The organism is Dysgonomonas sp. BGC7, from assembly GCF_001261735.1.
In the GTDB taxonomy this organism is placed as follows: domain Bacteria; phylum Bacteroidota; class Bacteroidia; order Bacteroidales; family Dysgonomonadaceae; genus Dysgonomonas.
Genome location: NZ_CVRP01000029.1, coordinates 1 through 25,160, shown reverse-complemented (window position 1 = coordinate 25,160; position 25,160 = coordinate 1). Strand labels below are relative to the sequence as shown.

20 protein-coding genes are annotated in these 25,160 nt (G+C 36.2%); 13 read left to right on the top strand and 7 right to left on the bottom strand.

Features of this window, described 5'->3' with window-relative positions; all coding sequences use genetic code 11:
* Positions 1-1,093 precede the first annotated feature (1,093 nt).
* The 8 genes from BGC7_RS17305 (at position 1,094) to BGC7_RS17270 (ending at position 14,370) form a co-directional block, all read left to right on the top strand.
* Positions 1,094-1,651 carry an RNA polymerase sigma factor gene (locus BGC7_RS17305; protein WP_050702857.1) on the top strand — a complete coding sequence of 186 codons (558 nt, stop codon included), beginning with the start codon at positions 1,094-1,096 and terminating at the stop codon, positions 1,649-1,651.
* Between the two features lie 196 nt (positions 1,652-1,847).
* The gene (locus BGC7_RS17300) at positions 1,848-2,996 is read left to right on the top strand and encodes a FecR family protein (protein ID WP_050702856.1); all 1,149 of its coding nucleotides are present in this window, start codon (positions 1,848-1,850) and stop codon (positions 2,994-2,996) included.
* 33 nt (positions 2,997-3,029) lie between these two features.
* The gene (locus BGC7_RS17295; protein WP_050702855.1) at positions 3,030-6,365 is read left to right on the top strand and encodes a SusC/RagA family TonB-linked outer membrane protein; all 3,336 of its coding nucleotides are present in this window, start codon (positions 3,030-3,032) and stop codon (positions 6,363-6,365) included.
* Positions 6,366-6,390: 25 nt separating this feature from the next.
* Positions 6,391-7,881, top strand: coding sequence for a RagB/SusD family nutrient uptake outer membrane protein (locus BGC7_RS17290; RefSeq protein ID WP_185112997.1), 1,491 nt, complete (start codon positions 6,391-6,393; stop codon positions 7,879-7,881).
* A gap of 14 nt (positions 7,882-7,895) precedes the next feature.
* Positions 7,896-8,402 carry a hypothetical protein gene (locus BGC7_RS17285; protein WP_050702853.1) on the top strand — a complete coding sequence of 169 codons (507 nt, stop codon included), beginning with the start codon at positions 7,896-7,898 and terminating at the stop codon, positions 8,400-8,402.
* Between the two features lie 4 nt (positions 8,403-8,406).
* The gene (locus tag BGC7_RS17280) at positions 8,407-11,244 is read left to right on the top strand and encodes a M16 family metallopeptidase (protein WP_050702852.1); all 2,838 of its coding nucleotides are present in this window, start codon (positions 8,407-8,409) and stop codon (positions 11,242-11,244) included.
* A 32-nt stretch (positions 11,245-11,276) separates the two neighbouring features.
* On the top strand, positions 11,277-12,755 hold the full coding sequence (locus BGC7_RS17275) for a hypothetical protein (protein ID WP_050702851.1): 1,479 nt from the start codon (positions 11,277-11,279) through the stop codon (positions 12,753-12,755).
* Between the two features lie 97 nt (positions 12,756-12,852).
* A complete protein-coding gene (locus tag BGC7_RS17270; protein ID WP_050702850.1) occupies positions 12,853-14,370 on the top strand; it encodes a calcineurin-like phosphoesterase C-terminal domain-containing protein in 1,518 nt (505 codons plus the stop codon).
* Between the two features lie 1,117 nt (positions 14,371-15,487).
* On the opposite strand, the gene BGC7_RS17265 is transcribed toward BGC7_RS17270, so the two are convergent.
* On the bottom strand, positions 15,488-16,183 hold the full coding sequence (locus BGC7_RS17265) for a helix-turn-helix domain-containing protein (RefSeq protein WP_050702849.1): 696 nt from the start codon (positions 16,181-16,183) through the stop codon (positions 15,488-15,490).
* A gap of 109 nt (positions 16,184-16,292) precedes the next feature.
* Between BGC7_RS17265 and BGC7_RS17260 the strand changes: the two genes are divergently transcribed.
* The 4 genes from BGC7_RS17260 (at position 16,293) to mobV (ending at position 19,892) form a co-directional block, all read left to right on the top strand.
* A complete protein-coding gene (locus tag BGC7_RS17260) occupies positions 16,293-16,535 on the top strand; it encodes a hypothetical protein (RefSeq protein ID WP_050702848.1) in 243 nt (80 codons plus the stop codon).
* Positions 16,536-16,983: 448 nt separating this feature from the next.
* Positions 16,984-17,247, top strand: coding sequence for a DUF3408 domain-containing protein (locus tag BGC7_RS17255; RefSeq protein ID WP_050702847.1), 264 nt, complete (start codon positions 16,984-16,986; stop codon positions 17,245-17,247).
* An 860-nt stretch (positions 17,248-18,107) separates the two neighbouring features.
* Positions 18,108-18,230: a hypothetical protein gene (locus BGC7_RS18250; RefSeq protein WP_255351489.1), complete on the top strand. Its 123-nt coding sequence runs from the start codon at positions 18,108-18,110 to the stop codon at positions 18,228-18,230.
* A gap of 297 nt (positions 18,231-18,527) precedes the next feature.
* Positions 18,528-19,892, top strand: a complete 1,365-nt coding sequence (gene mobV / locus BGC7_RS17250; RefSeq protein ID WP_050702846.1) for a MobV family relaxase — start codon at positions 18,528-18,530, stop codon at positions 19,890-19,892.
* Between the two features lie 750 nt (positions 19,893-20,642).
* On the opposite strand, the gene BGC7_RS17240 is transcribed toward mobV, so the two are convergent.
* The 4 genes from BGC7_RS17240 to BGC7_RS18240 all read right to left on the bottom strand — a co-directional run bounded on the left by BGC7_RS17240 (position 20,643) and on the right by BGC7_RS18240 (position 22,810).
* The gene (locus BGC7_RS17240; RefSeq protein WP_050702845.1) at positions 20,643-21,080 is read right to left on the bottom strand and encodes a hypothetical protein; all 438 of its coding nucleotides are present in this window, start codon (positions 21,078-21,080) and stop codon (positions 20,643-20,645) included.
* A 2-nt stretch (positions 21,081-21,082) separates the two neighbouring features.
* A complete protein-coding gene (locus BGC7_RS17235; protein WP_050702844.1) occupies positions 21,083-21,826 on the bottom strand; it encodes a hypothetical protein in 744 nt (247 codons plus the stop codon).
* A 303-nt stretch (positions 21,827-22,129) separates the two neighbouring features.
* On the bottom strand, positions 22,130-22,462 hold the full coding sequence (locus BGC7_RS18245; RefSeq protein WP_347339021.1) for a transposase: 333 nt from the start codon (positions 22,460-22,462) through the stop codon (positions 22,130-22,132).
* 39 nt (positions 22,463-22,501) lie between these two features.
* On the bottom strand, positions 22,502-22,810 hold the full coding sequence (locus BGC7_RS18240; protein WP_242034443.1) for a transposase: 309 nt from the start codon (positions 22,808-22,810) through the stop codon (positions 22,502-22,504).
* Between the two features lie 305 nt (positions 22,811-23,115).
* Here BGC7_RS18240 and BGC7_RS17225 point away from each other — a divergent pair, with 305 nt between their 5' ends.
* Positions 23,116-23,883, top strand: a complete 768-nt coding sequence (locus tag BGC7_RS17225) for an IS982 family transposase (protein WP_050702843.1) — start codon at positions 23,116-23,118, stop codon at positions 23,881-23,883.
* 366 nt (positions 23,884-24,249) lie between these two features.
* Here BGC7_RS17225 and BGC7_RS17220 read toward each other — a convergent pair whose 3' ends face one another.
* Positions 24,250-24,504: a tyrosine-type recombinase/integrase gene (locus tag BGC7_RS17220; RefSeq protein ID WP_157258771.1), complete on the bottom strand. Its 255-nt coding sequence runs from the start codon at positions 24,502-24,504 to the stop codon at positions 24,250-24,252.
* Positions 24,505-24,522: 18 nt separating this feature from the next.
* On the bottom strand, positions 24,523-25,160 hold a 638-nt coding region (locus BGC7_RS17215), incomplete at its 5' end, for a phage integrase SAM-like domain-containing protein (RefSeq protein ID WP_185112996.1).

Sequence of the window (25,160 nt, the reverse complement as noted above, 5' to 3'; positions counted from 1 at the left end):
GATAAAACTTTTAATCACAATCGCTTATATTTATCTTATTTTTTTGAACTTTTTTTGAACTTTTTTTTTGTTATACAATCGTTAGACCTGTTTTTGAACACCAGAGGCGAAGAGCTGATTTATTTATTGTCTATTTTTTTGATTTTTAATTATATTTTCAGATGTCCCCAAACACAAAAAAACACAGATTGTCTTTCTCTAAAATAGGTTGTCAGAAAATGCAAACCTATGTCAGTAATAAATATTATACTGACAACCTAACTAGCTATTATCGATAAACCGTAAACTTTTTTCAGGAAAGGAAAAAACTGATTTCCTGATTTTTTATCAAAAAAAATACCTATTGGCTTGAGTTCAAATTTTGAAATATTTATTGTTGAAACTAAATCAATTTATAACTCAACAGAATCTAAGAAAATGAATATTCTTAAACAATTACCAATAGGTTATAATGAAGTCTATACTCAAGAGTTTTGTCTAAACCTTAAAAGGAAGAGTGCTGTATACTTGGACTATATTTTTCTGAATCATTGTCTGTACAACTTTAGCTCCGTGCTTCATTCTCGTAAAGTTTAATAATTTATATAAAAGCATCCCTGCTTAGCAAAAAGATAAAAATCAACTGAGGATAGCTCCTATTTATACTTTTCGATCTGTAATACCTAATTCTGTCTAGCAATTCCTCTACTTTCTGCCCCATCAGAGGAGACATGTATTCCTGATCTTCACTAGTCGGGCTATATTACTTATTCAATATATAGAAATAGCTATTGATAAATTCTTTACACAACATCTGAATATGAGTACTTGCGGAGAAAAACCTGTTTAGCCGATTAGACAAAGAAGAGAAATCGTTCTATTATCTTTCCAAAATGGGTATTTATCTTTACATCCCTGAGAAGGGACTAACTAAATCTTGGTTGTGTTATTCAACAATTGAATAATCTATTTTAGTAATGTCCGCATCAGTCACTAATCTTTGTAATATTCATTTCATATAGAAAATAAGAGAATAACATCATCAGATCTCAATAATAAGGCATTTTTTTGTATTTTTGCTCAATAAAATAATTGATAATTAGATTTTTGCAAAATGCCTGCTTCAGATAATATTTCTATACGAGATAAAAAATATTTTGAAGACTTCTTTAGACGTTACTATCAAACTCTGTGTTACTTCGCTTTTTCTTTTTTGAAAAACAAAGAGATATCAGAGGATATTGTACAAAATGTTTTTATGAATCTATTGAATAGTTCGACAATTCACCTTAACGAAGAACACCTAAAACACACGTTGTATAAATCAATACGAAATGCATGCATAAATGAACTAAAGAAAAATGCACTACACTTAGAGGTCGTAGAAAACATTATGATTGAGGAATCGGAAGAATATGATTCTAACTTCTTTCATACAATTGTAAGAGTCGAAATATATCGTGAAATAATTGAAGCTATTAATACATTACCGTACAAGTGTGGCGAAATATTTAAGCTGGCCTATCTTGAACAATTGGATAATGGAGAAATAGCAAAAAAACTGTCAATAAGCATTAATACGGTAAAAGTTCAAAAAAACAATGCTAAGAAATTATTGCGCGAGCAATTAAAGCACCTATACCCAATCGTAATCCTCTTATTCAATATGTAACAAAATCGAATCAGATCACTTGTTTAAGTAATATTTTGCATCTATTTATTTTCATTTAATGTTAAAAAGGCACTTTACCTAATCCTTTTACATCTTTTAATTGTATTAATCAATATAGCTTATATCTGTCAGCTCTATTTATTAGTGAATATTGCTTTCTTTTAAGCTTAAATTGAACATTAAACAATTAGTATATATGGAAATAAATCCATTTAAATTTGCCTCTCTCCTCTTTTCTTATTTGAGGAAAGAAGATATTGGTGAAAAGAAGCAAAAGGAAATAGAAGATATTATGAATAGGTCTTCTGAAATTAAAGCCTTACACGATGAATTATGTGATAAAGAAAAAATAAGCATTCAACTATCAATAATAAATTCATTCGATACGCAATCAGCGTATGAAAAGGTAACCAGACCCGCAAGATTGCGACGCAGGTTTACGTTAGCCTTACGAGTTGCCAGTATTGTAGCCATACTTGCTATCGCGATTCCGCTTATCTATATTCAAACAAAAGGGTCAAAGTACAATGCCGATTTGATAGGTAGCGGAAAAACTATATTGAAAACATCGGACGGAAATATTGTAAGCCTCGATACAATATCATCAATAGCATATCTCAATGATTTATCTGTTCGCAAAGAAAAAGGAATACTTATGATAACAGAATATGAAAAATCCGCCAAGAAAAGATCGAATGGTAATAATATAATAGAGGTACCATATAAAGGAACATATAAAGTAATATTGCCCGATGGCACGAAGGTTAGCTTGAATTCGGGATCAATACTTGAATTCCCTGATCATTTTCTGACAAACGAAAGAGTAGTGAAACTAAAAGGAGAAGCCTTTTTCGATGTCGTGAAGGCAGATGGGAAACCATTTATAGTGAATACAAATAATATGTCGATACGAGTACTGGGTACAAAATTCAATGTAAAATCTTATGACAACGAAAGCAGTAGCTATGCAACACTGCTGGAAGGTAAAATAGAACTATCGACCGATAAAGAACGGAAATCAATACAACCCGGAGAACAGGTTGTATTGAATAAAGAAACTGAAGCGCTAGATATAAAAGAAATAGATACCGAGCCTATTATAGCATGGATAGATGATATGTTCTATTTCGACCGCACACCATTAGAGGATGTAATGAGGAGCCTAAGCAGGTGGTACGGTGTCGACATCCGGTATGCAGATGATGATCCCAATGTAAAGAAAATAGTATACAGCGGTAAGGTAAGAATGTATACACATCCGGAGGATATACTGAGAAAGTTTGAAAAAACCGGAGGAGTAAAATTTGAGTTGACAGACAACACAATCACAATATCAAAAAGATAATAAATATTTATTAATTCATTACAAATTGTATTTATGAAACAAAATCGGCATCATAAAATTAGATTGCGTTTTAATACATTACTTGTTTTCATGCTAGTAGGAACTTTTCACATATGTGCAAATGCCTATTCACAGACAGCAAGAGTGTCTTTAAATGTGAAGAATGCAACAATAGAAGAGGTTTTCCATGAGTTGGAAAAAGCAACTAATTATATATTCCTCTACAAAAGTGAAGTTGTTCAGGGAAAAAAGGCTATAAATGTAGATGCTAACAATAAACCCTTGACACAAGTGCTTAACGAGGTACTGACATCGGCTGGACTAACCTATGCAATTGATGATAATGTCATTGTAGTTAGTTCCTCTAAGAGTAATAGTGCAAATCCTCAACAAAGACCTTCTACCCGAGTTATAAAAGGAAAGGTTTTTGACGAAAGTAACTATCCATTGATAGGTGTTACCGTAAAGTTGAAAGGAAATAACAAAACTGCGACTTTCTCTGATACTGATGGAAACTATCAGATATCTATTCCTGCCGACGCAACACAAACCTTAGTTTTTAGCTATGTGGGAATGGAACAACTGGAAATGACAGTTGGCAGAGGAGATATACTAAATGCACAGATGAATATCTCATCGATAGGATTAGGTGATGTAGTGATTGAAGCCGGTTATGGACTTGCCCAAAAGCGTTCGGATATGGTAGGTAGCGCATATCAAGTTGCAGCAAAAGACATCCAGAATTTACCTTCGGCACGAATAGATAATCTGCTGGAAGGTTTAGTTCCAGGGTTAGCAATCGGCTACAATTCCGATAGTGAAGGAAGCGTAAGACCGCGTTTATCAACCCGTATACGTGGCGAGGGATCATTAGGCGCTAGTTCCGAGCCTATTTGGATTGTCGATGGAACCCGTATATATTCAGGCGAGCGAACTAATATGGCTTATGGTGTAAATTCGACCTTAAGTCCATTATCTTATCTCGACCCAAACGATATAGAAAGCTTTACAGTACTTAAAGACCCTTCTACTATTGCACTATATGGTGCCGATGGTTCGAATGGTGTTATATTAATCACCACAAAAAAAGGGAAGGTTTCTAATCCACAGATTCGTGCATCGGTAAAATATAGCCTCGATAAAACAAACAAAAGCACACGATTTAAGGTACTTAATGCTCAGGAATATATGACTCTTGCTAAAGAATCCTATATGAACAGGTATGCAGCGACTGATCCCGATATGATCTTTTTCCCATATCAGAATGTCGAAAATAATATGTATAGTAATAACGACACCAATTGGTATGACAAATATTTAGGGACAGGAAATACCGCCGAGGTCAATGTATCTTATACCGGAGGTAGCGAAAAAATGCAGAATTATGTTTCAACATCCTATTATCAGAAGGAATATGCAACCAAAGGAAATGATCAGCAACGATTTTCGTTAAGAACTAATACAGATGTGGAAATTTTGAAAAAACTGACATTTTCTGTAAGGTCATCATTTTCTTATAACGTCAGTAATATATTCTCTCCTGGAACAGATTATTATGCTTTTTTGCCGATTATATCACCATACAACGAAGATGGTACTTATCGAATGTATTATTCGTACATAGAAAAAGACGCAGCAGGGATTCCTTCTGAAAAATCAAGTAAATTTTTCAATTCATTGGCCGAACGCGATGAGAATGACAACAAGCAACGTACATTTGCCGGTATGGCAAACTTGTCTTTAAGCTATGACATACTAGAAGGTCTGAACCTTACCGGACAGTTTGGAGTTGACTATAAAAGCACACAAGAAAATACATACGGAGCTATGAGCAACTGGTCGGGTAGAGACTCCAATGCCAATGAGCTAGGATATGCTACACGATCAAGTTCTAACACATTCTTATGGAACTCTGTTGTACGTCTCAATTACAACAGGACTTTCGGTAAACACACAGTAGGTGCACTTGCCGGATTCGAAGCTTCTTCAGATGAGAGAAGATATACTCAGGCAACAGGAAATACATTCGCTAACGACCACATTAAAGAAATAACCTATGCAGTAAGTCGTGTCGGGTCGAGCGGTGAGGTTATAAATCATGTTCTTTCATATTTCGGACAAGCCAGTTATTCATTCGACAGACGGTATTATCTGACATTGAATACTCGGCGCGATGGGAACTCCGACTTCGGAGAAGATGTCCAATGGGCTCAATTCGGATCATTAGGGGCGTCGTGGAATATTCATAACGAATCCTTCTTCAATATCGACAAAATCAATGTATTAAAGTTGAAAGCATCTTACGGAACTTCGGGAAATTCTCGTCTTGGAAATATGCAGGCCAAAGGGCTCTATAATTATGGCAACAGTTACAATGGGGATCCAGCTTCAGTAATGAGTTCTATTCAGAATAAGAAGCTAAGCTGGGAAACATCTTATATGACTAATATTGGTCTGAGAGTACGTTTTATGGACAGATGGGATATGGAAGTGGAAGTGTACAATAAAAAAACAAAAGATATGCTCAGCAACCATGCCATATCTATGACCACCGGTGCCACTGCAATTGATGCCAATGTGGGTAGTATGCAAAACCGCGGAGTAGAGATAACAATAGAGTCTATAAACCTGAAAGCAAAAAATTTCGATTGGACTACAACGCTGAATATGTCGCATACAAAAAATAAAATACTAGAATTGGAAGCTCCTAGACTAGGTTCTACAAATAAAGTTTGGGAAGTAGGTGGAGATAAGAATAGATGGAATCTTGTGCGTTGGGCGGGGGTAAACCCACGCAATGGAGAACCTCTTTGGTATGACGATAAAGGAAACATCACAAATGTATATAGTACAAGCTATGCCGTACCTTATAAAACATCGGTACCAACATGGGAAGGTGGTATATCTAACGAATTTCGTTACAAAGACTTTAGTTTGAGTGTATTAATGACTTATATGATAGGTGGATATGGGTTCAGTTCTTTCAGCAGTAACAACACCACATCGGACGGATATCAGATAATGTCACAAAACCAATCAGTAAATCAGCTGGATAGATGGCAAAAGCCCGGTGACTTGGCTATCTCTCCTAAACCCATATGGGGTATATCGAACGGTTCATCCAGAGCATCTACTCGTTTCTTATTTAACAAAACACACCTGCGTTTGAAAAATATAGCTTTGGGCTACAATATACCGAAAAGCTATGTGAGATCTATAGGTATCACCAATGCAAGCGTTCTACTTGCTCTGGACAATATAGCTATATGGACACCATATGATAAATCGGATCGCAACTCGTACCGCCAATCGATGAGTGGTTACCCAATGGAATCCTCTGTAACGATAGGATTAAATGCAACATTCTAAAAACAAACGAAAACAGATGATGATTATGAAAAGTTTTAAAATAAAGAATAAATTATCGGGATTGTTACTATTTCTGACTGTTGCATTATCTTCTTGTAGCGACTTTTTGGAAGTAACCCCTACCGGCAAGACAGTTACACCTACGGCCTTTTCGGATATAAAAGGTATACGAAGTGCTATGGCTGGATCGTACTATACGATGTTTAAGTTTTACAGCGGAATCTATTACGCTTATCCGGATCTTGCAGCAAACATGGTTTCATTATCAACAACAGCATCTCCCGCTTCATTAGCGCTATACAATTATGAGATAGACGAATTAGGTGCCGGATATTGGGGAACATTATATGAAGCTCTTGTTAATATAAACAATATTATAGAGTATCAACCTGCTCTTCTCAGTAAATATCCTGATAGTAAAACAGAGTTGGAAAGTATAAAAGCTCAGGCGTTGTTTTTACGAGCTTTGTCTCATTTCGAATTATGTAAAATATATGGGCAGCCTTATAACTATACTTCCGATGCCAGTCATTTAGGAGTACCTATCGAATTGATAGCTCCTAATTTTGACCACAAGCCGGCTCGAAGCTCTGTCAAGGACGTTTATACTCAGATTATCAAAGATTTAAAAGATGCCGAAGTTTTGTTTGGAAGTTCAAGTATTGGAACAGGCGCAAATACTAAATATACAGTGACTAAAGAGGCCGTTTATGGATTACTGTCTCGTGTATATCTATATATGGAAGACTGGGAAAACACAATCAAATATGCAGGATATGTGATAGACAAAGTGCCTCTGGCTAAAGGTAATGATTATGTAGCAATGTATAGACAATTGGACAATAAAGAGACTGAAATAGTATTTCGTTTCAATGGTTCCAAAAACCAGGGAGTAACGCTGAAAACACTTTTCAATCTCACATACAAGACAGAGAAAGACGGCGTGGTAACACCTGTAGTTCCATCGGCGACAGTAGACAATCTGTTACTCAGTTTATTCAACCCTAACACTCAGTCTAGTGATATCAGATATAATTCTATTATAGAAAAAGTTACTTCGGGCAGCAGTGTGTATTACGTTACAAATAAGTTTAATGTTCCGGATAATGATCCTGCTTACGCACATTTCAACCCTATCATTTTAAGAAGTTCGGAAATGTATCTGAATAGAGCCGAAGCTTATCTAAATGAAAATGATTTGACAAATGCCGCTACAGATGTGAAAGCAATAATTGCCAGAGCTCTGAATAAAAACGTTGCAGATGTCACTGTTACAGAAACAAACAAAGCCGAATTGAAAAGAATCATAGAAAATGAACGTGCAAAAGAACTCTGTTTTGAAGGGCACCAATTATATGATATAACACGCAGAAAACAAGATATGGTACGTAGTACAACAACATCATCATTGATACAAAAAATAACTTACCCTAACGACCTGTTTCTAAAACCGATTCCTCAGCGAGAATTGGATATTAATCCTAATATGGTGGGTAATCCTACAGTAAACAGATAAAATAAGTTTTGATTATGAAAAGAATATATATAATACCGATATTCATATTTGCAGTACTATTTTCGTCATGTGGTAAAGACGAAAATATTGTATTCGATACTCCATTTATCTCTGTCGAACCTATTAACTCATCGAGTGCAGGGCCAATCAGTACCGATCAGGAATTTGTTGGAGAATATATGTTGTATATGAATGCACAGGCGCAATCACAAAGTGTAATCGTTAAGTACGAAATAATCGCCGGCGACGGGCTTGTCGAAGGTTTAGATTATCAAATCCTGACAGAAGGTGAGACTCAGTCTTTCCTTCCCGGCATCTATGATTTAGCAATACGAATCAAATGGCTGAGAACATGTGTTCGTGATGAAGATAACAACATAATAAGTGACACATTGAATGACACTAAGAACACAACACTTACTATCAGGTTATTAAGCAATAGTGCTGGTTTCGCTTTAGGATATCCTGGCCCCGATCAGAAGTATAAAGAAATTGTAATAGAAAAGAAAAAGGCAAAATAACAGGATGAAATTTTATATAAAGCATATACTATTGGGGCTGGCCATATTCTTATTTTCGACCTCAGCTTCGGGACAAAAACTGAAACAAAATCCGACTTTGATAAAAGGGCGTTTAGATAATGGACTTACATATTATATATACCCGAATCAAATGCCTAAAGGAGAAGCTGTATATCGGCTCTTCATCAAATCCGGTTCAATTTTCGAAGAGGATTCACAAAAAGGACTCGCTCACTTTCTCGAACATATGGCATTCAATGGTACAGCACATTTTCCGGACGATGGCATCGTTCGGTTTCTTGAGTCGAAAGGAGCTAAGTTCGGAAAAGACCTGAATGCACACACTTCTTTCAACGAAACTGTATATAAATTACAGTTGCCTTCGAGCGATCCCTTAGTTGTGGATTCTACAATGACTATTTTGTCCGATTGGGCAGGCAGATTATCTCTGGATAGTCTTCAAATAGAAAGAGAAAGAGGCGTGATCATGTCTGAATGGCTGTCTAAGACCGGGCCAAAACAAGACGCTCAGAATGCGCTGTTGTATGAACTACTAAATAAATCTCGCTTCTCGGATCGTATTGTGATTGGTGACACAGCTGTTATTCAAAATTTTCCACACTTGGATATTAAAAACTATTACAAACAGTGGTATACTCCATCGTTGATGGCTATTGCTGTTGTAGGAGACATTAATCCGACTGAGATAGAGCGTATGATTAAAGAAAAGTTCGGAGAACTAAGAACAGCTCAGAAAAAGAAGAAAGTTCCAACATACACTATAGATAATTATAAGGATATGGCAGTCAAAAGTGTTATCCACGAATCATTAGATAAAGTGGAGCTTGTAGCTGTTCAGTTATTACCTACTCTATTGCCCGTTCAATCAGAAAAGGAATACCCAGCTTATTTAGAACGTGTTATACTCAACAGGTTATTTAATGAGCGAATGACTTCTTTATCATTCAATAATCCATCCTACAAGAAAGCTAGTATTGGTATTTTGAGCTTTCTGAATACAAAAAGCATATTATTGACATCAGTAGAACTCACGCCAACTAAAATTGACGAAGGGATCAATACTTTTGCCCGGGAAATAGAACAGATATATAGATATGGATTTATTCCTCTTGAAATAGAAAAGGTAAAGAAAAGCTATTTAGCTTCTCTAAAGCGAAATGCTGAATCGGAGCGTCCTGTACCTTCAATCAATTTGATGAATGAAATATATTCCGATTTCTATGTAGGTAATAAGGTTGTAACCCAGGAGGAAGAGTATAATTTAGCAAAGAAGTACATCTCAAAAATAGACTCTACATCTCTTGCCAAGTATTTACATAAAACAGCCGACTGGTCAAAAACACACTTCATCCTTTCTGCTTTCGATAAAGTTGCAAAGGAACTTCCGTCCGACGACAATATTAAATCTGTTTTCTCTAAAATAAGCAAAGAAAATATTGTTCCATATCAGAAAACAGTAAATGTACCGGATCAGTTATTGAAATCATTACCCAAACCTGGATCAATTGTAGATAAGCAATATATCAAAGAAATAAACGCTCATATACTCTCGCTGTCCAATGGAGCCAAAGTTGTATTTAAGTCGACCGACATAGACAAGGATAAAATCACGTTGTCGGGATTCCGTAAAGGAGGCTTATATACGCTCGACTCACTCGATTTTGTAAGTGGGCTATATGCCAAGAATGTGATTGGACTGAGTGGAGCAGGAGATATGTCTCGTGACGAATTGGCTCATTATCTGACAGGCAATACAGCTAAGATGCTTTTCTTAATCGATAACTCACGCGTCGGAGTGGGAGGTTCATCAAACAATGAGAATCTCGAAACTCAGTTCCAATTATTATTTCTGAAATGGATGTATCCACGTATTGATACAACTATTTATGAACAGATAAAGAAAAATGCAATAGAATCTTATCGTACGACCAATAAGGTAGAAAGTGAAAAGTTCTATAAGGATTTGTCATATATTCTTCAAGGCAAAGATTATACTAATAGGGAAGTTAATGATACTATCTTAGAAAAAGAATTAAAACTTGAGTGCCTCATTCCTATATATAATCATTCTTTTGGCGGCGCCAAAGACTTCACTTTTGTTGTTATTGGCGACTGCGATTTGGAAACTGTTACACCCTATATAACCCAATATTTGGCTGCGTTGCCGGGTGGAGAACCAAGCACATCATATCAGTACAAACGATCGGCAAGAGAGAATCAGGATGTCGTGTTTGAACGTAACGATGGCGAATCGCCACGGGCAATTGTAAACCTTGTATTTCAGCAGAACAGAATAGATGGAAGTTCGAGATTGGAAAATCTGAGAAATGACATATTAAAGGCTCTCATAAGAACTAAATTGCTGAAATCGTTAAGAGAAGAAATGGGAATGGTATATAGTGTGAGTGTATCGGCCGGATCGGCAATAGCTCCCGAACCATTAAGCCGTCAGACAATAGGATTTACAACTGCACCCGAAAATGTAGAAAAACTGCTAGATCGGACATTCAAAGAAATAGAAATGATGATCAACAATCCAGAGTCTTTCGAATCTGAATTGGCAGATATAAAAATGAACCTGATAAAAGAAATGAGTCTCAATATACAGAAAAGCTCATTTTGGAGTAGCTTCATACGAAATACTATTTTCAATAACGAAACTGATTGGAATTATGTATCCAATTATAATGATATAGTAAATAGTATCACTGCAAAAGATATAGCTTCATTTGCAGAGAATAAAATGTATAAAGACAGGTTAATGGTGAAAGCCGTTCTTTATCCTAAGGGATATGATAAGACTGGAGATAAAAGTAAATAAAGAAAGTTATTCATCCATAAAATAAGAATTTTATGAAACAATTAATAAAAAATCTGTGCTATCCTCTTATAGCTGTGTTATTATTTTCAGCTTGTGGCGAAGAGGACAAATCCATTTCAGCACCCGAGATCGTTGGGGCCAAATTGGTTTCTTTTGGTTTCTATGTCGAGGATAATGAAGGTGTTTTGGATAAAGACTATGTGGTAGATGGTCCTATAGTTGGTAGCGACATTGAGATGAAGATTCCATCTAAAATAGATAAATCAAGTTTGATTGCTCGCTTTACAACGTCAGAAGATAATCCTGCCGTAACGGTAAAAGGTACAGTTCAGGTAAGTCAACAAACAGCAAATGACTTTTCAATTCCTGTCGATTTCGTCTTGACTAACAACAGTCAAAATAACCGCAAATACACTGTACGGATAAAGAGACCTATCGAGTGGGTTAAGAAAGTTCGTTTCTCGGAGTTTCAATTAAGCGATGCCATTCTAAAAGTCAATCCTGTAGATGATGTTCCATATGTTATGGGGATAACGAATGCATCGAATTCAGAGAACCGAAAAACTGTACTTTTAAAATATGAAAATGAAACTTGGAGTATGGTTGGTGATACCATATCTAATGGTCGACCTTCTGATATAGATTTCACTTTCAACTCAACCGGAACCCCATATGTAGTATATACAGACTACACTAACACTATACCTCAAACAGCTACGGTTCAATATTATGATGGAAGCTCTTGGGTCGTAATAGGTCGTAATTACAATGATGTGAGAGTTTCGTATAATAGCATTTGTTTTGATGCTATGGGTAAACTGTATGTTTTCTCTATGAATAATGCAGCCGGAGGTGTTGTTGGCCGTCGACTTATGAACATCAGTACTTACAATGGAGGTTCGTGGACAACTAATCAAACAATGCCTGGGCGAAACTATAACACTTATAATATGCGTTCCATACTAAAAAAAGATATACTCTATCTAGGTGTATATGACTATGCAAACGACAAAGGAACGATTTCCGTGTATATAAACCAAAATGGTGTATGGACAACTCTAGCCCAAGGCATGAGAATGGATGGTGCAACTGAGATTAATTATAATGATCTGGATATGGATGTGGACAATCAAGGAAATATATATATAATGGGATTGGAACGCTTCGATAGTGGTTATAAATTGGTCAATCACAAATATACAGCGAGTACTAGTTCGTGGAGCATATTCGCTACACCTATTGATCTAATTGGAAATACGAAATATTTTTCTATTGGATTGAATCCTGATGGGGGTTTGTCTACGGTTTATAATAATCTAACAACAAATAGTAACTCTTCATTTGTTACTATTGACAAAGAGTCACAAACATGGACATCTCCATTTATTTTCCCAGACATACTCAATACAAAAGCCGATATGGCCTTTGCTTCTGATGGAACCGGCTATATTATATATATTGATGCAAGTAAACATCTTGCCATATGGGAATACATTGAAGATAATGAATAAATAACATTATTGCTAAAGCAGAACACTACTTAGTTACGATGTGGGGGTATTGGTGTGTAATATATCGTGCCCCTACTTTTTTAAAGTATTGAATAATATGAAAATAAAAAGTGTTGTACTTCTTTGCCTCGTTGGGATATTTTCATTTACTATCGCAGCACAACAGATAAAAGTGTCAGGTATTGTTTTCGAAGACAAGAACAAGAATGGAGTTAAGGATGCCTCAGAGAAAGGAATAAAAAATATACTCGTATCAAACGGAGAAGAGATTGTTTTGACAGACAAGACAGGAGCCTATACAATTAATGCTTCTGTTGGTTCATCTGTATTTCCAATAAAACCATCCAAATATAGTGTCTGGAGGAAAAGTAAACCTCAAATACAAAATACAGCCTTCTTATATATTGATACATTGTTGACAGAATATGATAATCTTGATTTCGATATTCCTCTAGTTCCACACTTCGAACAAAAGACATTCAGAATAGGAGCCATTGGTGATATCCAAATGAAAGATTATCAGGAAATCAATTACGCCAATCAAAGCATTATATCCGAACTAATGCAACGACCAGATATCGATTTCAATATATTTATGGGCGATCAGATAAATGAAACTCTTGATATTCTGCCCTCAGTTACGCAAATGATAGAAAGCCTTCCGATGCCTTCATGGTTGCTCTTGGGAAATCATGATAGAAATGTACTAGGGACAAACCGACAGGATGATGTATTTAACCGTTATTTTGGAGCAAGCCATTATGCGTTTAATTACGGGAACGTACACTTTATTGTACTCAACAATGTCGCATCGAAAGGAGGGCGTGATTACACAGGACTGATCAGTGACGAGCAACTACATTTTATAAAGAATGATCTTACCCATGTATCAAAAGATAAAATCGTCGTAGTGTGCCAGCATATACCGATGGTTTACACTCGCAACAGGGATGCCTTTCTAGATTTAGTGAAAGACTATCCAAGCGTACTAGTATTATCCGGACATACTCACCAGATAAGCCGGTATATACTTGCGCCTAACGTTCACGAACTGGGTGTGGGAGCCTCATGTGGAAACTGGTGGGTAGGAGAACGCGACTGGTTGGGGATTCCGACAGCATTGATGCAGTGTGGAAGTCCTAAAAATTATTTTACAATAGACTTCGATAAGAATAATTATAAGATCAATTATAAAGGAATAGGACTGAGTGCCGACAAGCAAATGGATATATGGATTGGTGGTCAGGATACAGTAGATACTCATATTGAAGCACTGTCTCAATTGGATAAGAATCTCGTGATAGCCAATATTTACGGTGGATCGGATAGTACTATAGTCATGATGCAAATAGATGGTGGAAACTGGATAAAAATGGATAAAACATCAATGGTTTCACCTTCTGTCAGCCGTCTCATATATATGAATAACAAGGGTGGGTATCCCACTTCATTCAGCAGAAAAGGGGCATTAAGAAAAAGAGAATCGCCTCACATCTGGACTGTATCATTACCTACGAAATTATCCATAGGAATTCATACAATAAAGATATATGCGAAAGATGAGTACGGATTCGAAGTGAATGGTTCACGACTCTTCAGCAAAACAAATTTCTAAGTATGCTCCCTCCGTCTGAATTATAGAAAAAGTAAACATACATAGAATAATAATTGTTCCGTGTGTGTAACTTGTTTGGTTCTTTTAATTTAGCTTATAGTCGAAGAATCGTTCTACAAAAGGTTAAGAGCATAGTAGCTGGAATAAGTGATTCTTTTCTCCTTTAGTTTATCACAGAAACTGATAAGGAAAGAGATAGTAGCAAAATAGATAATACATGTTTGGGTTGTATTGTATTTTGCATTGTTTTGAATTTTACGCACTTTAAATTGCCAGAAGCGATATTCTGAGATTCAGTATGAGACAGTGAGTTATAGCAACTAAAGGGGAAGTCTCTTAGTACTTCTCTTTTATATCCGATCTGTTCGTGTCGTAGGTTTGCTTGTAGTATCTTTAGTTAGTCTTCGGTCAGGATACCGCTTTCTATGCCTTCGTGATCTTCTTGATCTAAAATTTATCATAAGGATTCTTTTTTATTTGATCCTTATTTGGGACTAAGCCCAACAAGAACTTAAAGTTGGCATATTTCTTATAGACTGTAGATAACAGGTTACCTGCCTTGATTTCGTAGTTGCAGAAGCGTTGAATGTATATCTAAGGTAATTTCATTGAAGGAAAGAACGGATAAGGGCTTCAGAAAGTTATCTATGATAAGGCTCTCGGCTTTATAGTATTTTTCCCTGATAAGCTTACTACACGGGATACAATTATAATACTCTCAAAATAGACTAAGTAACCCTTGTGAATCTCATCATTGGTCTGACAATTGTACAATTCCGGTTAATATTTAGATTTGTTAAAATATTCATTTAAAGCAGACCTCCAAGATTTAGTTTATTTAGCAGAAGTGTAATAAATGTCTATGTAAAGTTTATTTATGATCTTAGAAAAGAGTCTGGAGTATAATCCTTCATGATGCCAATGCAAAAAAAATTAAAATACAGAAACAAAACGACCCACAGAAGAGACCATTCCTCGCAATTTATATATACACAATAAATCAAACCTCAAACCTCAACAACTAAACATTTTCTCTTATATGTTTTTCATTATAAAATATGGCATTCTAAAAATAGAATCATCCCCCTTACCACTTTCAAGTCAGTATAAGAATAATCTATTTATTCCCTCCTATTATACTTCTGGATTCATAGTACCTGATCTTGTCTTGTAGTTCCTCAATATCTTTTTGAATGAAAGGTGTTTTTTCTATATGATGTTTTTCGATGAAAGAAGAAAATTGTTGAAGTTCTTCCTGTGCCTGTGCCTTTTTGATGCTGTAATAGTAGGCAGAGGTAAAATCAAACTCGTCTTTGGTCATCAATAGCCTTGTGATGTCTTTCGGGGTGGTTTTATCGGTCAGTTCAATAGGTATATCGGTATTAGCCGGTAGATTCAATTTCCTTTCTTCTTGCAGGATGCTTGACATATATTCCAAATCCTCTTTTGTCGGGGTGTATTGTTTATTCAGTATATCGAAATAGCTATTAAATTTTTCTTCTTTTTCATCCCATTCGAGCTTAATCAGGCCGAAGCCATGTATCGAATACGCCATGACTTTCTTTATCAATCCCGTAAGTTCTTCACGCTTTATTTTTATATATCGGTTGGTATCTCCTGTGGTCTTGTCAAAGAAATAGGCGGGTTCTACCCCGAAATAGCCAGCTATAGCCAGCAGGGTATCTATTTTGGTCGAATTGGCTTTGATTAACTTATGTAAGCTTTGCTCGGTCATACCCAAGTCTGCGGCGGCCTGTTTCATGCTTACTCCTCGCTCATCACACAATTCACGTATTTTAAACAAATAGACCATAATTGTCAATCATCCACAAAAACTAAACTGCTTGTTTAGCTTTTGGTTTTTATTCGTAATTTAGTATATGTAATTATTCCAGTTTTTAACTTTTTATTTTTTATCGCCTATGGATACAGTTATTGTTACAACGGAAGAGTCTCTGGAAAGGGTTATCGAAAGGGTGTTAGACCGCAAATTGCCAAAAACGGAGGATTCTCCTATCGAAAAGACATTCAGCATTAATCAGGTAGCAAAAATGCTACGGCGTTCACACAAGAAGATTTCGGATCTGGTAGCAGGAGGTATTTTAAAGTGCACTGCTGACAGGAGGATTTATGAAAGTTCGATCAGGGAGTATAACCAAAAATAAAGGTTTAGCTTAGGTTCGTTTTGGGATTGACTTGGGAGTAGTTTGGTATCGGGTTATGTTGAAGATTAAAAACAGGTACAGTCAAAAGCATGTATCTTAAGAAGTCCTTTTCATCCATCACATGGGAAAGACCTGTAACGCCATCTGTTGGGGTGGCGTTACTTTTCTATGACAAGAAACTTTGATTTCAAAACTTCTTGATAAAATGATTCCGGGATTGAATCAAATCTTTAATGATTCTGATGATAGTGGAATAATTGAAAGAATATATTCTTTACTGATTTAAAGTTGGAACGGTAGATATATTCTATGAAAAACGGATTGTTTAGTTGAATGGTTATTTAGCTGGAAGAATGAAAGGAAAAAATCTGGTTTGAAACAGGCATATCTTATTTAAAATTGATAAAGGAACAATTAACTCATTATTTAATACATAAAAAAAAGAAAAATGGAAAATAGTATTTCTAAACAGCAGTACAAGTCGGTATTCTGCAAAAGGGTAAAGGTTATAAACCGAGCTCCGGTATATATCAATGAAAGGACACATGATATATTAAAGAGGGCTGTTACCAACATGGGGGTCTTTAAGCTGAGTATTTCGGCTCTGGTAGAGAATATGGTTACGGAGCATTTGCAGAAATATGAAAGCCAGATCAATGAGATACAGCAGGACGAACAGGAACGCTTATATCCTTCGCAAAATAAGGTATAGTGGTTCTAGCAAGCACCACACCTTTTTGTTTAAGTGTGGGACTTTTAATGTTGTCCTCGTCGGGAGGAGTGGTCTCCTCCCTGGCCGGACGGCGATCCCACACCGATGAGTTATTCTTTTTGGGGAGAGGGATCACACGGATGGCGGATGGTTGAATAAGTGGATGGCTTCACAATCGAATTGTTGGATTGCAGGATAAAATAATTATCCAATTGTTGGATTACCGGATTATGGAATTATCCAATATGAAAATAATACAACAACCCGGTTACAGGATCACCCAATTATCGGATGGCTGAATAAAGGGATTACCTAACAATCGGATTGCTGGATTACCCGATAAGGTAATTGTTCAATTGTTGGATTACCGGATATGATTGACTTATACTAAAAGAACTTTACGGATTTTATTAACTGTCCTGAATGGGTTTTACCGGGCTTTGAAATCCAGCTGCAATAAGCTTTATGGATAGGGCTTGTCCCATATATCTACAGTTACAATAGTGCCATAGCTAAAAAATGTAAAGTTCGAGCCATGTCCTTTCCGGCAAAGGTATGAACGTATCCTTATCCGATGCAAATTCAAGCCCTGTGGGTTTAGACGGGAAAATACAACCCCTACCGGGTTGATTTACCCGCTAAAAATTTGACGGACCGGATACGTATCTTGGAGTTTGCCGGGGACATAGCATGCGAAAAGCTTCCAACGCAAGAAAAAGCAGGGATGAATCAGTGAATAAAGGGGGTCTTTGATACAATGAATGAAAAGTTAAAAAGCAAACGGGGATGTTTTATGACACAGGGAGTTGTCGGGGGACAAAAGCTACTCTTTCTTCCTCTGCATAAAAACCGTTTTTCAGATGGAAGCTGAGGGACTGCAAAGCTGGGATCATCCGCCCATAGATTCGGCTCATTTTTCATCTTCGACCAGATACGATAAGGTGGTGTGTTTCGGGCGGAGTATAACAGCGGACTTTCACTAGCCAAGGGGACGTTTGTAGAACGCCGTAGCTCATTAGGGCGTTATTTTTATTCCGCTGCGCTACCCTAAAAAACGCCCTGTGAGTCAAAGGGGGTAAGCCCCTTTGAAATCCCCTCTAACGGTTCTTTGAACCGTACTCGCTAACGCTCCTTTTGGGATGTCATAAAGGTAAGGAATTATTGGCAGGTTTTGTCCCCTTTGGGAAAGAAAATACAATGAAAGGTGGCGGGAATTGTCATTGGTTCTTTTGGTGGTTTTGATAGAAGGTAATCGCAATCGTTAATTAAAAGTTTAGGATATGGGATATGTCGTTTTACATTTTAATAAGGCAAAGGGTAATGAAGCCAGAATGACAAAGCATATAGAACGCTCTGTCGATCCTCCCAATGTGGATAAGAGCAGGACGCATCTGAACAGGGAACTGATTGAATTTCCTTCCGGGGTTAACAACAGGACGCAGGCAATACAATACCGGATAAAAACAGCAGGTATTAAACGAAAGATAACACCTGATCAGGTAAGGGTGATACGGGTAAATGTATCGGGTTCGCATGAAGATATGATGCGGATTGTCAAGCAGGGACGCATAGACGAGTGGTGCAGGGACAACCTCGATTATTTAAGAAGGGAGTTCGGGGAAAAGAATATTGTCTCGGCAGTCTTACATATGGACGAAAAAACTCCGCATATACATATTGCCCTTGTACCGGTTGTCACCGGTAAGCGAAGGAAGGCAAAAGAGGGTGCAGAAGAAAAAGAGACAATCCGTTTATGTGCCGATGATGTATTGACTAAAACAAAGATGAAAGGCTATCAGGATTCCTATGCTTTAGCGATGGCTAAATACGGGTTGGAAAGAGGCATCGAGGGATCGAAGGCAAAGCATAAGTCTACCTTGGAGCATTACAGGGACACTTTTGAACAGACTCAGTCTCTCAAAGAGGAAGTCGGCGAATTGCAGTTACAGAAAGAGAGGGAACAGCAGATACTTATCCGTTTGCAACAGGAAGAGGCTGCCGAACAGGTGCGTTTGGCTGCTTTACAGGCGGAGAACGATAAAAAGCAAAAGGAGATAGAAGAAAAGCAACGTCTGGTACAGAAAGCTAAAAACGAAGTGGCAGCTTTAGGCGTGGAAAAGGCGTTTAAAGAAGCGGGGAAAGGGGTATTAGAGGGGATTGGCTCGCTGGCGGGCAATTCTAAAGCTAAGAAGCTCGAAGTGGAAAACAAGGGCTTAAAAATGGAAATTGATACATTACATGATGAGAAAGAGCAGATAGCCAAACAGGCTCAAAAGGAAATCGCTGAAAAGAACAGGTCGCTTATAGAAAAAGACGGCCTGATCGTGACCCAGAAAAACAAAATGGACAGGTTATTCGAATATTTCCCGGTCTTATCTGAGTATGATTTTATTATGAGGTTATGTGAACTAATCAGAATTCCTTCCGAGATGGTCAAGCATCTGTTTGCGGGAAAAGTGGTTATTTTCTCTGGAAAATTGCATTCACCTGAGCATAAGCAGGAGTTTGAAGCGGAAAATGTAAAAATCTCAATCGCTAAAAATGACAAAACTAAAAAGCCGTTTTTGGCTCTGGATGGTACCGAGTATGGCAGTTGGTTTAAAGAACAAAAGAAAAAATACTCGAAGGGTTGGGAATCAAAGTAAAGGAAAACAAGAAGCAGATAGGGTAGAGAAAGTAATCTAGATTAGAAATAAAAACAAACATTATCTATAGCATATTGAATCTTCAGATAATCCATAAATGCATATTATTAAACATGTGTATGTATTGGATATATCAATACCAGCAAGATCATTTACACATAATTAACTAATAGATCTTATTTCACAACAAACAGACTATAATTATTTGATAGAAGTAATTTACAAACTAGTTATTTAGTACATGTATTGTGTTTGTATTTTTACGATTTAAATACACGAAATATAATTAAGTGGTTACTTCTTTAGCTTTTAACTTTTTTATCGTCTATGGATACACTTATAGTTACAACACAAGAGTCCCTCGAGAAGATCATCAAAGGAGTTATCAACTGGAAGTTACCAAAATCTCCAGAAGCAGAGATTGAAAGGACTTTCTGTATTAATCAGGTCGCTATGATGCTGCGGCGTTTGCACAAGAAAATATAGGATCTGGTAGCAGAAGGCATCTTAAAACCTACCTCCAACATGAGGATATACGAAAGCTCAATTAGGTAATATAATTAGAAGTAGTATATAAGATAAGATAAGATCGAAACTATTTCACTTCATACAATTTTTAAGTCCTGCTCCAAAATGAAGCGAGATTTACTATTTACTACACTATTAATTCTGAACTTTGCAACTTCGATATTCATTTTATTTTGCTTGTTCAATTCTATTATATTCTCATCTATATAACCATATATATATTTAATCAATTTGATTCATATACATGTTTCCTATGTTATTACTAATTTCAATTCCATCTTCAAAAGTATTATTCATTTCATTACCTAAAATAGTACATCCTTCTTGAAATATATTATTCTCAAGAATTAACTTATTAAAATGACAATCAAAAAAGATAAATATATCACAAAAAAGGTTGTTTGTAATTTTTACAGGTAAAGCATTATGTCCTCCCATTTCGTATTGTACCTTATTTTTTATAATACAACTATTTAATTCAAATCCATTATTAAACCAACTAGAATGTATTTTCAAATTATTAATTAGGCACCTATTTATCTGGACGTTTCTGTAAAAAGTAAAAAAACTCAAATCAATAATATCGATAATTGCATCATATATATATATATCTTCTTTCGCGTTATCTTCTATTTTGAAGTTTTCTATAATTTTATTCATAATTACCAGTTTTGAGATGGAAGATTAATAATAGGACTAGATGGTCGAATATTAACACCATTATTTGGCATTAAGTTAAAAGATTGAATTGTGCCATTTTGAACATGTACTCGTATAATCTTTGGAGCACCATTTATTTCGACTGTAAAAGTATTATCTCCATTATGAAGATAATTAGAATTATTTTTTATTAGTAATTGCGTTTTTGATGTTATTTCAGAAGAATTCAAATTTATATCGTCATGACGATTATTCGCAAACGCATGATTCTGAAAAGTAGTTACAGATCTATCACTAAATTCTACATTATTATTTGATTTCCCGTTAATCGGATTCAGATTATTCGCTTGGGCATACTTATATCCGCTATACATGCCATAACCCAAACCTGCACCAAATCCCAAGAAGGCTGATTTCCCTCCGATTTGTAAAGCATCCCCAATATCTTCTCCTCCGGCGACAGCCATTCCTGTCCCCATCATAAAACCTGTCAAAGCCCCGTTAGTGCCATAGGTCAGGCCCTCACGCAACATAGGACTACCTACGGATGAAAATACTTTCGACAATGGCCCCTGCAGACCTTTACCTATATGGCCGCCCAAACAACTTGTAATTCCTCCCATTGTTGCACCCATAGCCACTTGGTTGAAATCGATATTATTAAAGCCATTCTGAAATCCTTGGGCTAAAATGGAGTTTCCTCCTCCTATAAGGACACCACCTGCCACTATATTCCCAGTAGCCATTAGCGCACCGCCTGCTGCCCCTAATCTAAAAAAGCAATTAGATGCTGTATGTAGGATTTTACAGTAGCAACCCTATTCAAGATTTACACTTGATTCCCCTTTAATCACATTTCTATAATTCCTCACATGAATGGAAGACCAAAATCAATATATTAAAATAAAATCGCATTTACTTAATTTTTACAAAAATAATATAAATATTTAGTAACTGTTTAAATTTTCTATTAAATTCTGTTTAGCATAATTTTAATCATAGCTAATTGTATCATTGTTTCTTGAGTATTGGCATGATATTCAAAGTCTTTAGAAAGTCCTGTATGATTCGAACCAGAAAAAGGTTCTTTCTACGATCCATCGTTTTGGAAGGACTTCAAATTTGGTTGAATCCTTTCTCACCACCACCTGTAATATCCACCCAAAAGATATCTTAATGTTATCAACTAATACTCCCCTGTATCCTGCATCAGCAATTATTTTGACTAATCGGGGAAAACGATATTTCAAAGATTCGACTACTTTGAAAGCAGCTTTGGAATCGTAATGATTGGCTGCATGAACAATCACAAACAACAATAATTCCATTGAATCAACTACAATATGTCGCTTTCTGCCTTTGACGTTCTTACCACCATCAATACTCCTGTTAGTACCTCCACTTCGGGTTGTTTTGCTTGACTATGAATCAATTATTGCTAAAGATAGCGACTCCAATTTTCCACTCTTTTTACGAGTAAAAGAATGTAAGGATCCATGTATCCCTTCAAAAGTACCCTCATCACGCCATTTGCAATAGTAATAATAGACAAACTCCCATTTAGGGTAATCTTTGGGTAACATGCGCCATTGACATCCTGTTTTCAATAAATAGAATATCGCATTCACAATATCATTTAATGGATATTCTCGTTTGCAATTATCATCAATATACGCTAATATTGTAGTCCACTGAGTGTCGGTTAAGTCGGTTGGATAAATCTCATTCATCTTATTTAAGATATTGGCAATCTTAAATTTACGAATAAAATACCAATTTAAAAAACTGATATCCAGTGTTTCTGTTTATAAATCAATCCAATTCTGATCTCCCTAAACATTCCTTCTTCTAAAATTTAAACAGTTACTAATTCTATAAGTAATTTTTAATATTCATTATCGAATCCTTGATTAAATAGCCAACTTATCACATATACTACTAATAATTAATTCAAGTTGCTAGTTATAAATTATTGCCATAAAAAAGGTAAATAAGTTATTTTTTGGTGCTTAGTACCCAATAAAACAAATTAACCATGGTTAATAAAACCGTTGCAATATATGTATTTTTTGAAGATATATCGAAATCTATGAATCATAAAGAGCCTGAAAGCCGTAAAACTACCGATGCTGAAATCATCACAGTTGTCTTGCTTACCGCCGGATACTTTGCAGGAAACATTGAGAAGTCCCTTTGCTTTGTCCGCTGTACAGGGCTTATGCCTGGCATGCTGGGTAAAAGCCGCTTCAATCGACGGATGCATCAAATAGGGAAACTTCTTAGCGAACTTTTCTTTCACACCGAACAAGCCATAAAAGAGTTGAACCTTCAAAGCGTTTATAGCATCGACAGCTTTCCGGTAAGTGTTTGCCAAAATATCAGTATCGCGAACTCCCGGATTATCAAGGAAAAAGAGAACAGGGGACGTTGTGTATCCAAACGGTGTTGGTTCTATGGATTCAAAGTCCATATGATAATCACTCCGGGAGGAATTCTCGTGGAATTTACTTTCACTGCCAGAAGTAAATATGATTTGAACAGACTTAGGCAATTGTCTGTCAATCTGCCGGAAGAAAGCGAAGTATTGACAGATTCCGCTTATACCGATTATCTGCTTGAGGAGATACTCTCTGAAAATGGAATCAAATTGCTTGCAAACCGTAAAAACAATTCCAGACAGTCCCATAACCCCTGTACGGAATATCTTATATCTATCGGTAGAAAACAGTTAAAAACCGCTTTCTCTGATATCGCTAAATATTTACCTAAAAAGATTCATGCTATGACTAAATCAGGTTTTTGATTAAACTCATTATGTTTATTTGGTCCTATACATTTGATAAATTATACAAAGTATAAATAGCAACTTAGATTAATTATATAAGTTACAACGCAGACACAAGGAGAAAAAGAACAAATCTAGAAGACTTTCTCAATCCCTTCCATTTAAATCATATGGATTAATTATCTAATCTGATATCACGAATACTCTACCAGTATTCTGTTGTACAAATAGTTCTAGTATAGTTAGCTTCTCCGCTATTTCTTTATATATTTTTTAACAAAAGGATAGGAGCAATTCTAAGATAGTAGAAACAAACAGACTGTATAGAATATTTTAAATGAGTTATATTGATAGACTTTAAAACACAAGGATAACAAAAAGACGTTACACTACCCACTTGTCCAACATTTCCTGTACTATGTCTTCATCATGCAAGTGGGTGTATATATCTTTGATGTCGTTCCCTCCGGCATGTCCCATGATACGTTCGGCAATACTGTCCCTGATACCTTTTTTCGCAGCGATGGTGCGGAAACTATGTCGTGCCCGATGGAAGGTCATTGCCTTGTTGATATTCAGGTCTTTCATTATTTCTTTGAGGTAGCGGTTAGTCGGCTGATTGGTTAAAGGCGAAAAGATTTTTTGGTAAGATTCTTTCTATTTTATTTGGTTACCATTTTTCGTCTTTGTTGTTATCATTCTTTCTAATAATTGTTCTACTATATTTGAAACAATGGGTATTTTATACATGACACCCGTTTTCTGGCGTTCATTGGTAAGCAGATAGTATGTTGCCTCGGATTTATCTTTCTTTAGTGTAACGGGCTTTAAATCATCGTAGGTGGCATTATAAAATTCGGCATACGATAAAGAGGTGTAACAGCTAAAAAGAAAGTCCCGTAACACTTCTTTCTTACCTTCGGTGTATTTGTTGCTATCGTAGGCTGTTTGAAGTATTTTAAGTTCTTCTTCGGTCAGGATATCGCTGTTCTGGGCTTTGGTGATTTTCTTGATCTCGAATTTATCGTAGGGGTTCTTGTCAATATACTCTTTGTTTTGTGCCAAGCCTAGCAGGAATTTAAAGTTGGCGTGTTTCTTGTAGATAGTGGATAATTGGTTGCCTGTTTTGATTTCGTAGTCGTGGAAACGTCGGACATATTCCAATGTGATTTCATTGAAAATCAGAGTAGGCTTCCATTCTTTCATCTTATTGATCAGGTTATGGTAGTTATCCATGGTTCCCTGTGAACGTGCGGATTTGATTAAGTCTAGTTCTTGTACTGTAATTGCTTCGT

Bases quoted from the DNA above. Each gene is read 5' to 3' on its own strand.
- BGC7_RS17295 (WP_050702855.1), top strand. From the start codon at position 3,030: ATGAAACAAAATCGGCATCATAAAATTAGATTGCGTTTTAATACATTA.
- BGC7_RS18240 (WP_242034443.1), bottom strand. From the start codon at position 22,810: ATGAATGAGATTTATCCAACCGACTTAACCGACACTCAGTGGACTACA.
- BGC7_RS17285 (WP_050702853.1), top strand. From the start codon at position 7,896: ATGAAAAGAATATATATAATACCGATATTCATATTTGCAGTACTATTT.
- BGC7_RS17235 (WP_050702844.1), bottom strand. From the start codon at position 21,826: ATGGCTACTGGGAATATAGTGGCAGGTGGTGTCCTTATAGGAGGAGGA.
- BGC7_RS17275 (WP_050702851.1), top strand. From the start codon at position 11,277: ATGAAACAATTAATAAAAAATCTGTGCTATCCTCTTATAGCTGTGTTA.
- BGC7_RS17270 (WP_050702850.1), top strand. From the start codon at position 12,853: ATGAAAATAAAAAGTGTTGTACTTCTTTGCCTCGTTGGGATATTTTCA.
- BGC7_RS17280 (WP_050702852.1), top strand. From the start codon at position 8,407: ATGAAATTTTATATAAAGCATATACTATTGGGGCTGGCCATATTCTTA.
- BGC7_RS17305 (WP_050702857.1), top strand. From the start codon at position 1,094: ATGCCTGCTTCAGATAATATTTCTATACGAGATAAAAAATATTTTGAA.
- BGC7_RS17290 (WP_185112997.1), top strand. From the start codon at position 6,391: ATGAAAAGTTTTAAAATAAAGAATAAATTATCGGGATTGTTACTATTT.
- BGC7_RS17300 (WP_050702856.1), top strand. From the start codon at position 1,848: ATGGAAATAAATCCATTTAAATTTGCCTCTCTCCTCTTTTCTTATTTG.
- BGC7_RS17265 (WP_050702849.1), bottom strand. From the start codon at position 16,183: ATGGTCTATTTGTTTAAAATACGTGAATTGTGTGATGAGCGAGGAGTA.
- BGC7_RS17225 (WP_050702843.1), top strand. From the start codon at position 23,116: ATGGTTAATAAAACCGTTGCAATATATGTATTTTTTGAAGATATATCG.
- BGC7_RS17255 (WP_050702847.1), top strand. From the start codon at position 16,984: ATGGAAAATAGTATTTCTAAACAGCAGTACAAGTCGGTATTCTGCAAA.
- mobV (WP_050702846.1), top strand. From the start codon at position 18,528: ATGGGATATGTCGTTTTACATTTTAATAAGGCAAAGGGTAATGAAGCC.
- BGC7_RS17260 (WP_050702848.1), top strand. From the start codon at position 16,293: ATGGATACAGTTATTGTTACAACGGAAGAGTCTCTGGAAAGGGTTATC.
- BGC7_RS17240 (WP_050702845.1), bottom strand. From the start codon at position 21,080: ATGAATAAAATTATAGAAAACTTCAAAATAGAAGATAACGCGAAAGAA.
- BGC7_RS18250 (WP_255351489.1), top strand. From the start codon at position 18,108: ATGGAAGCTGAGGGACTGCAAAGCTGGGATCATCCGCCCATAGATTCG.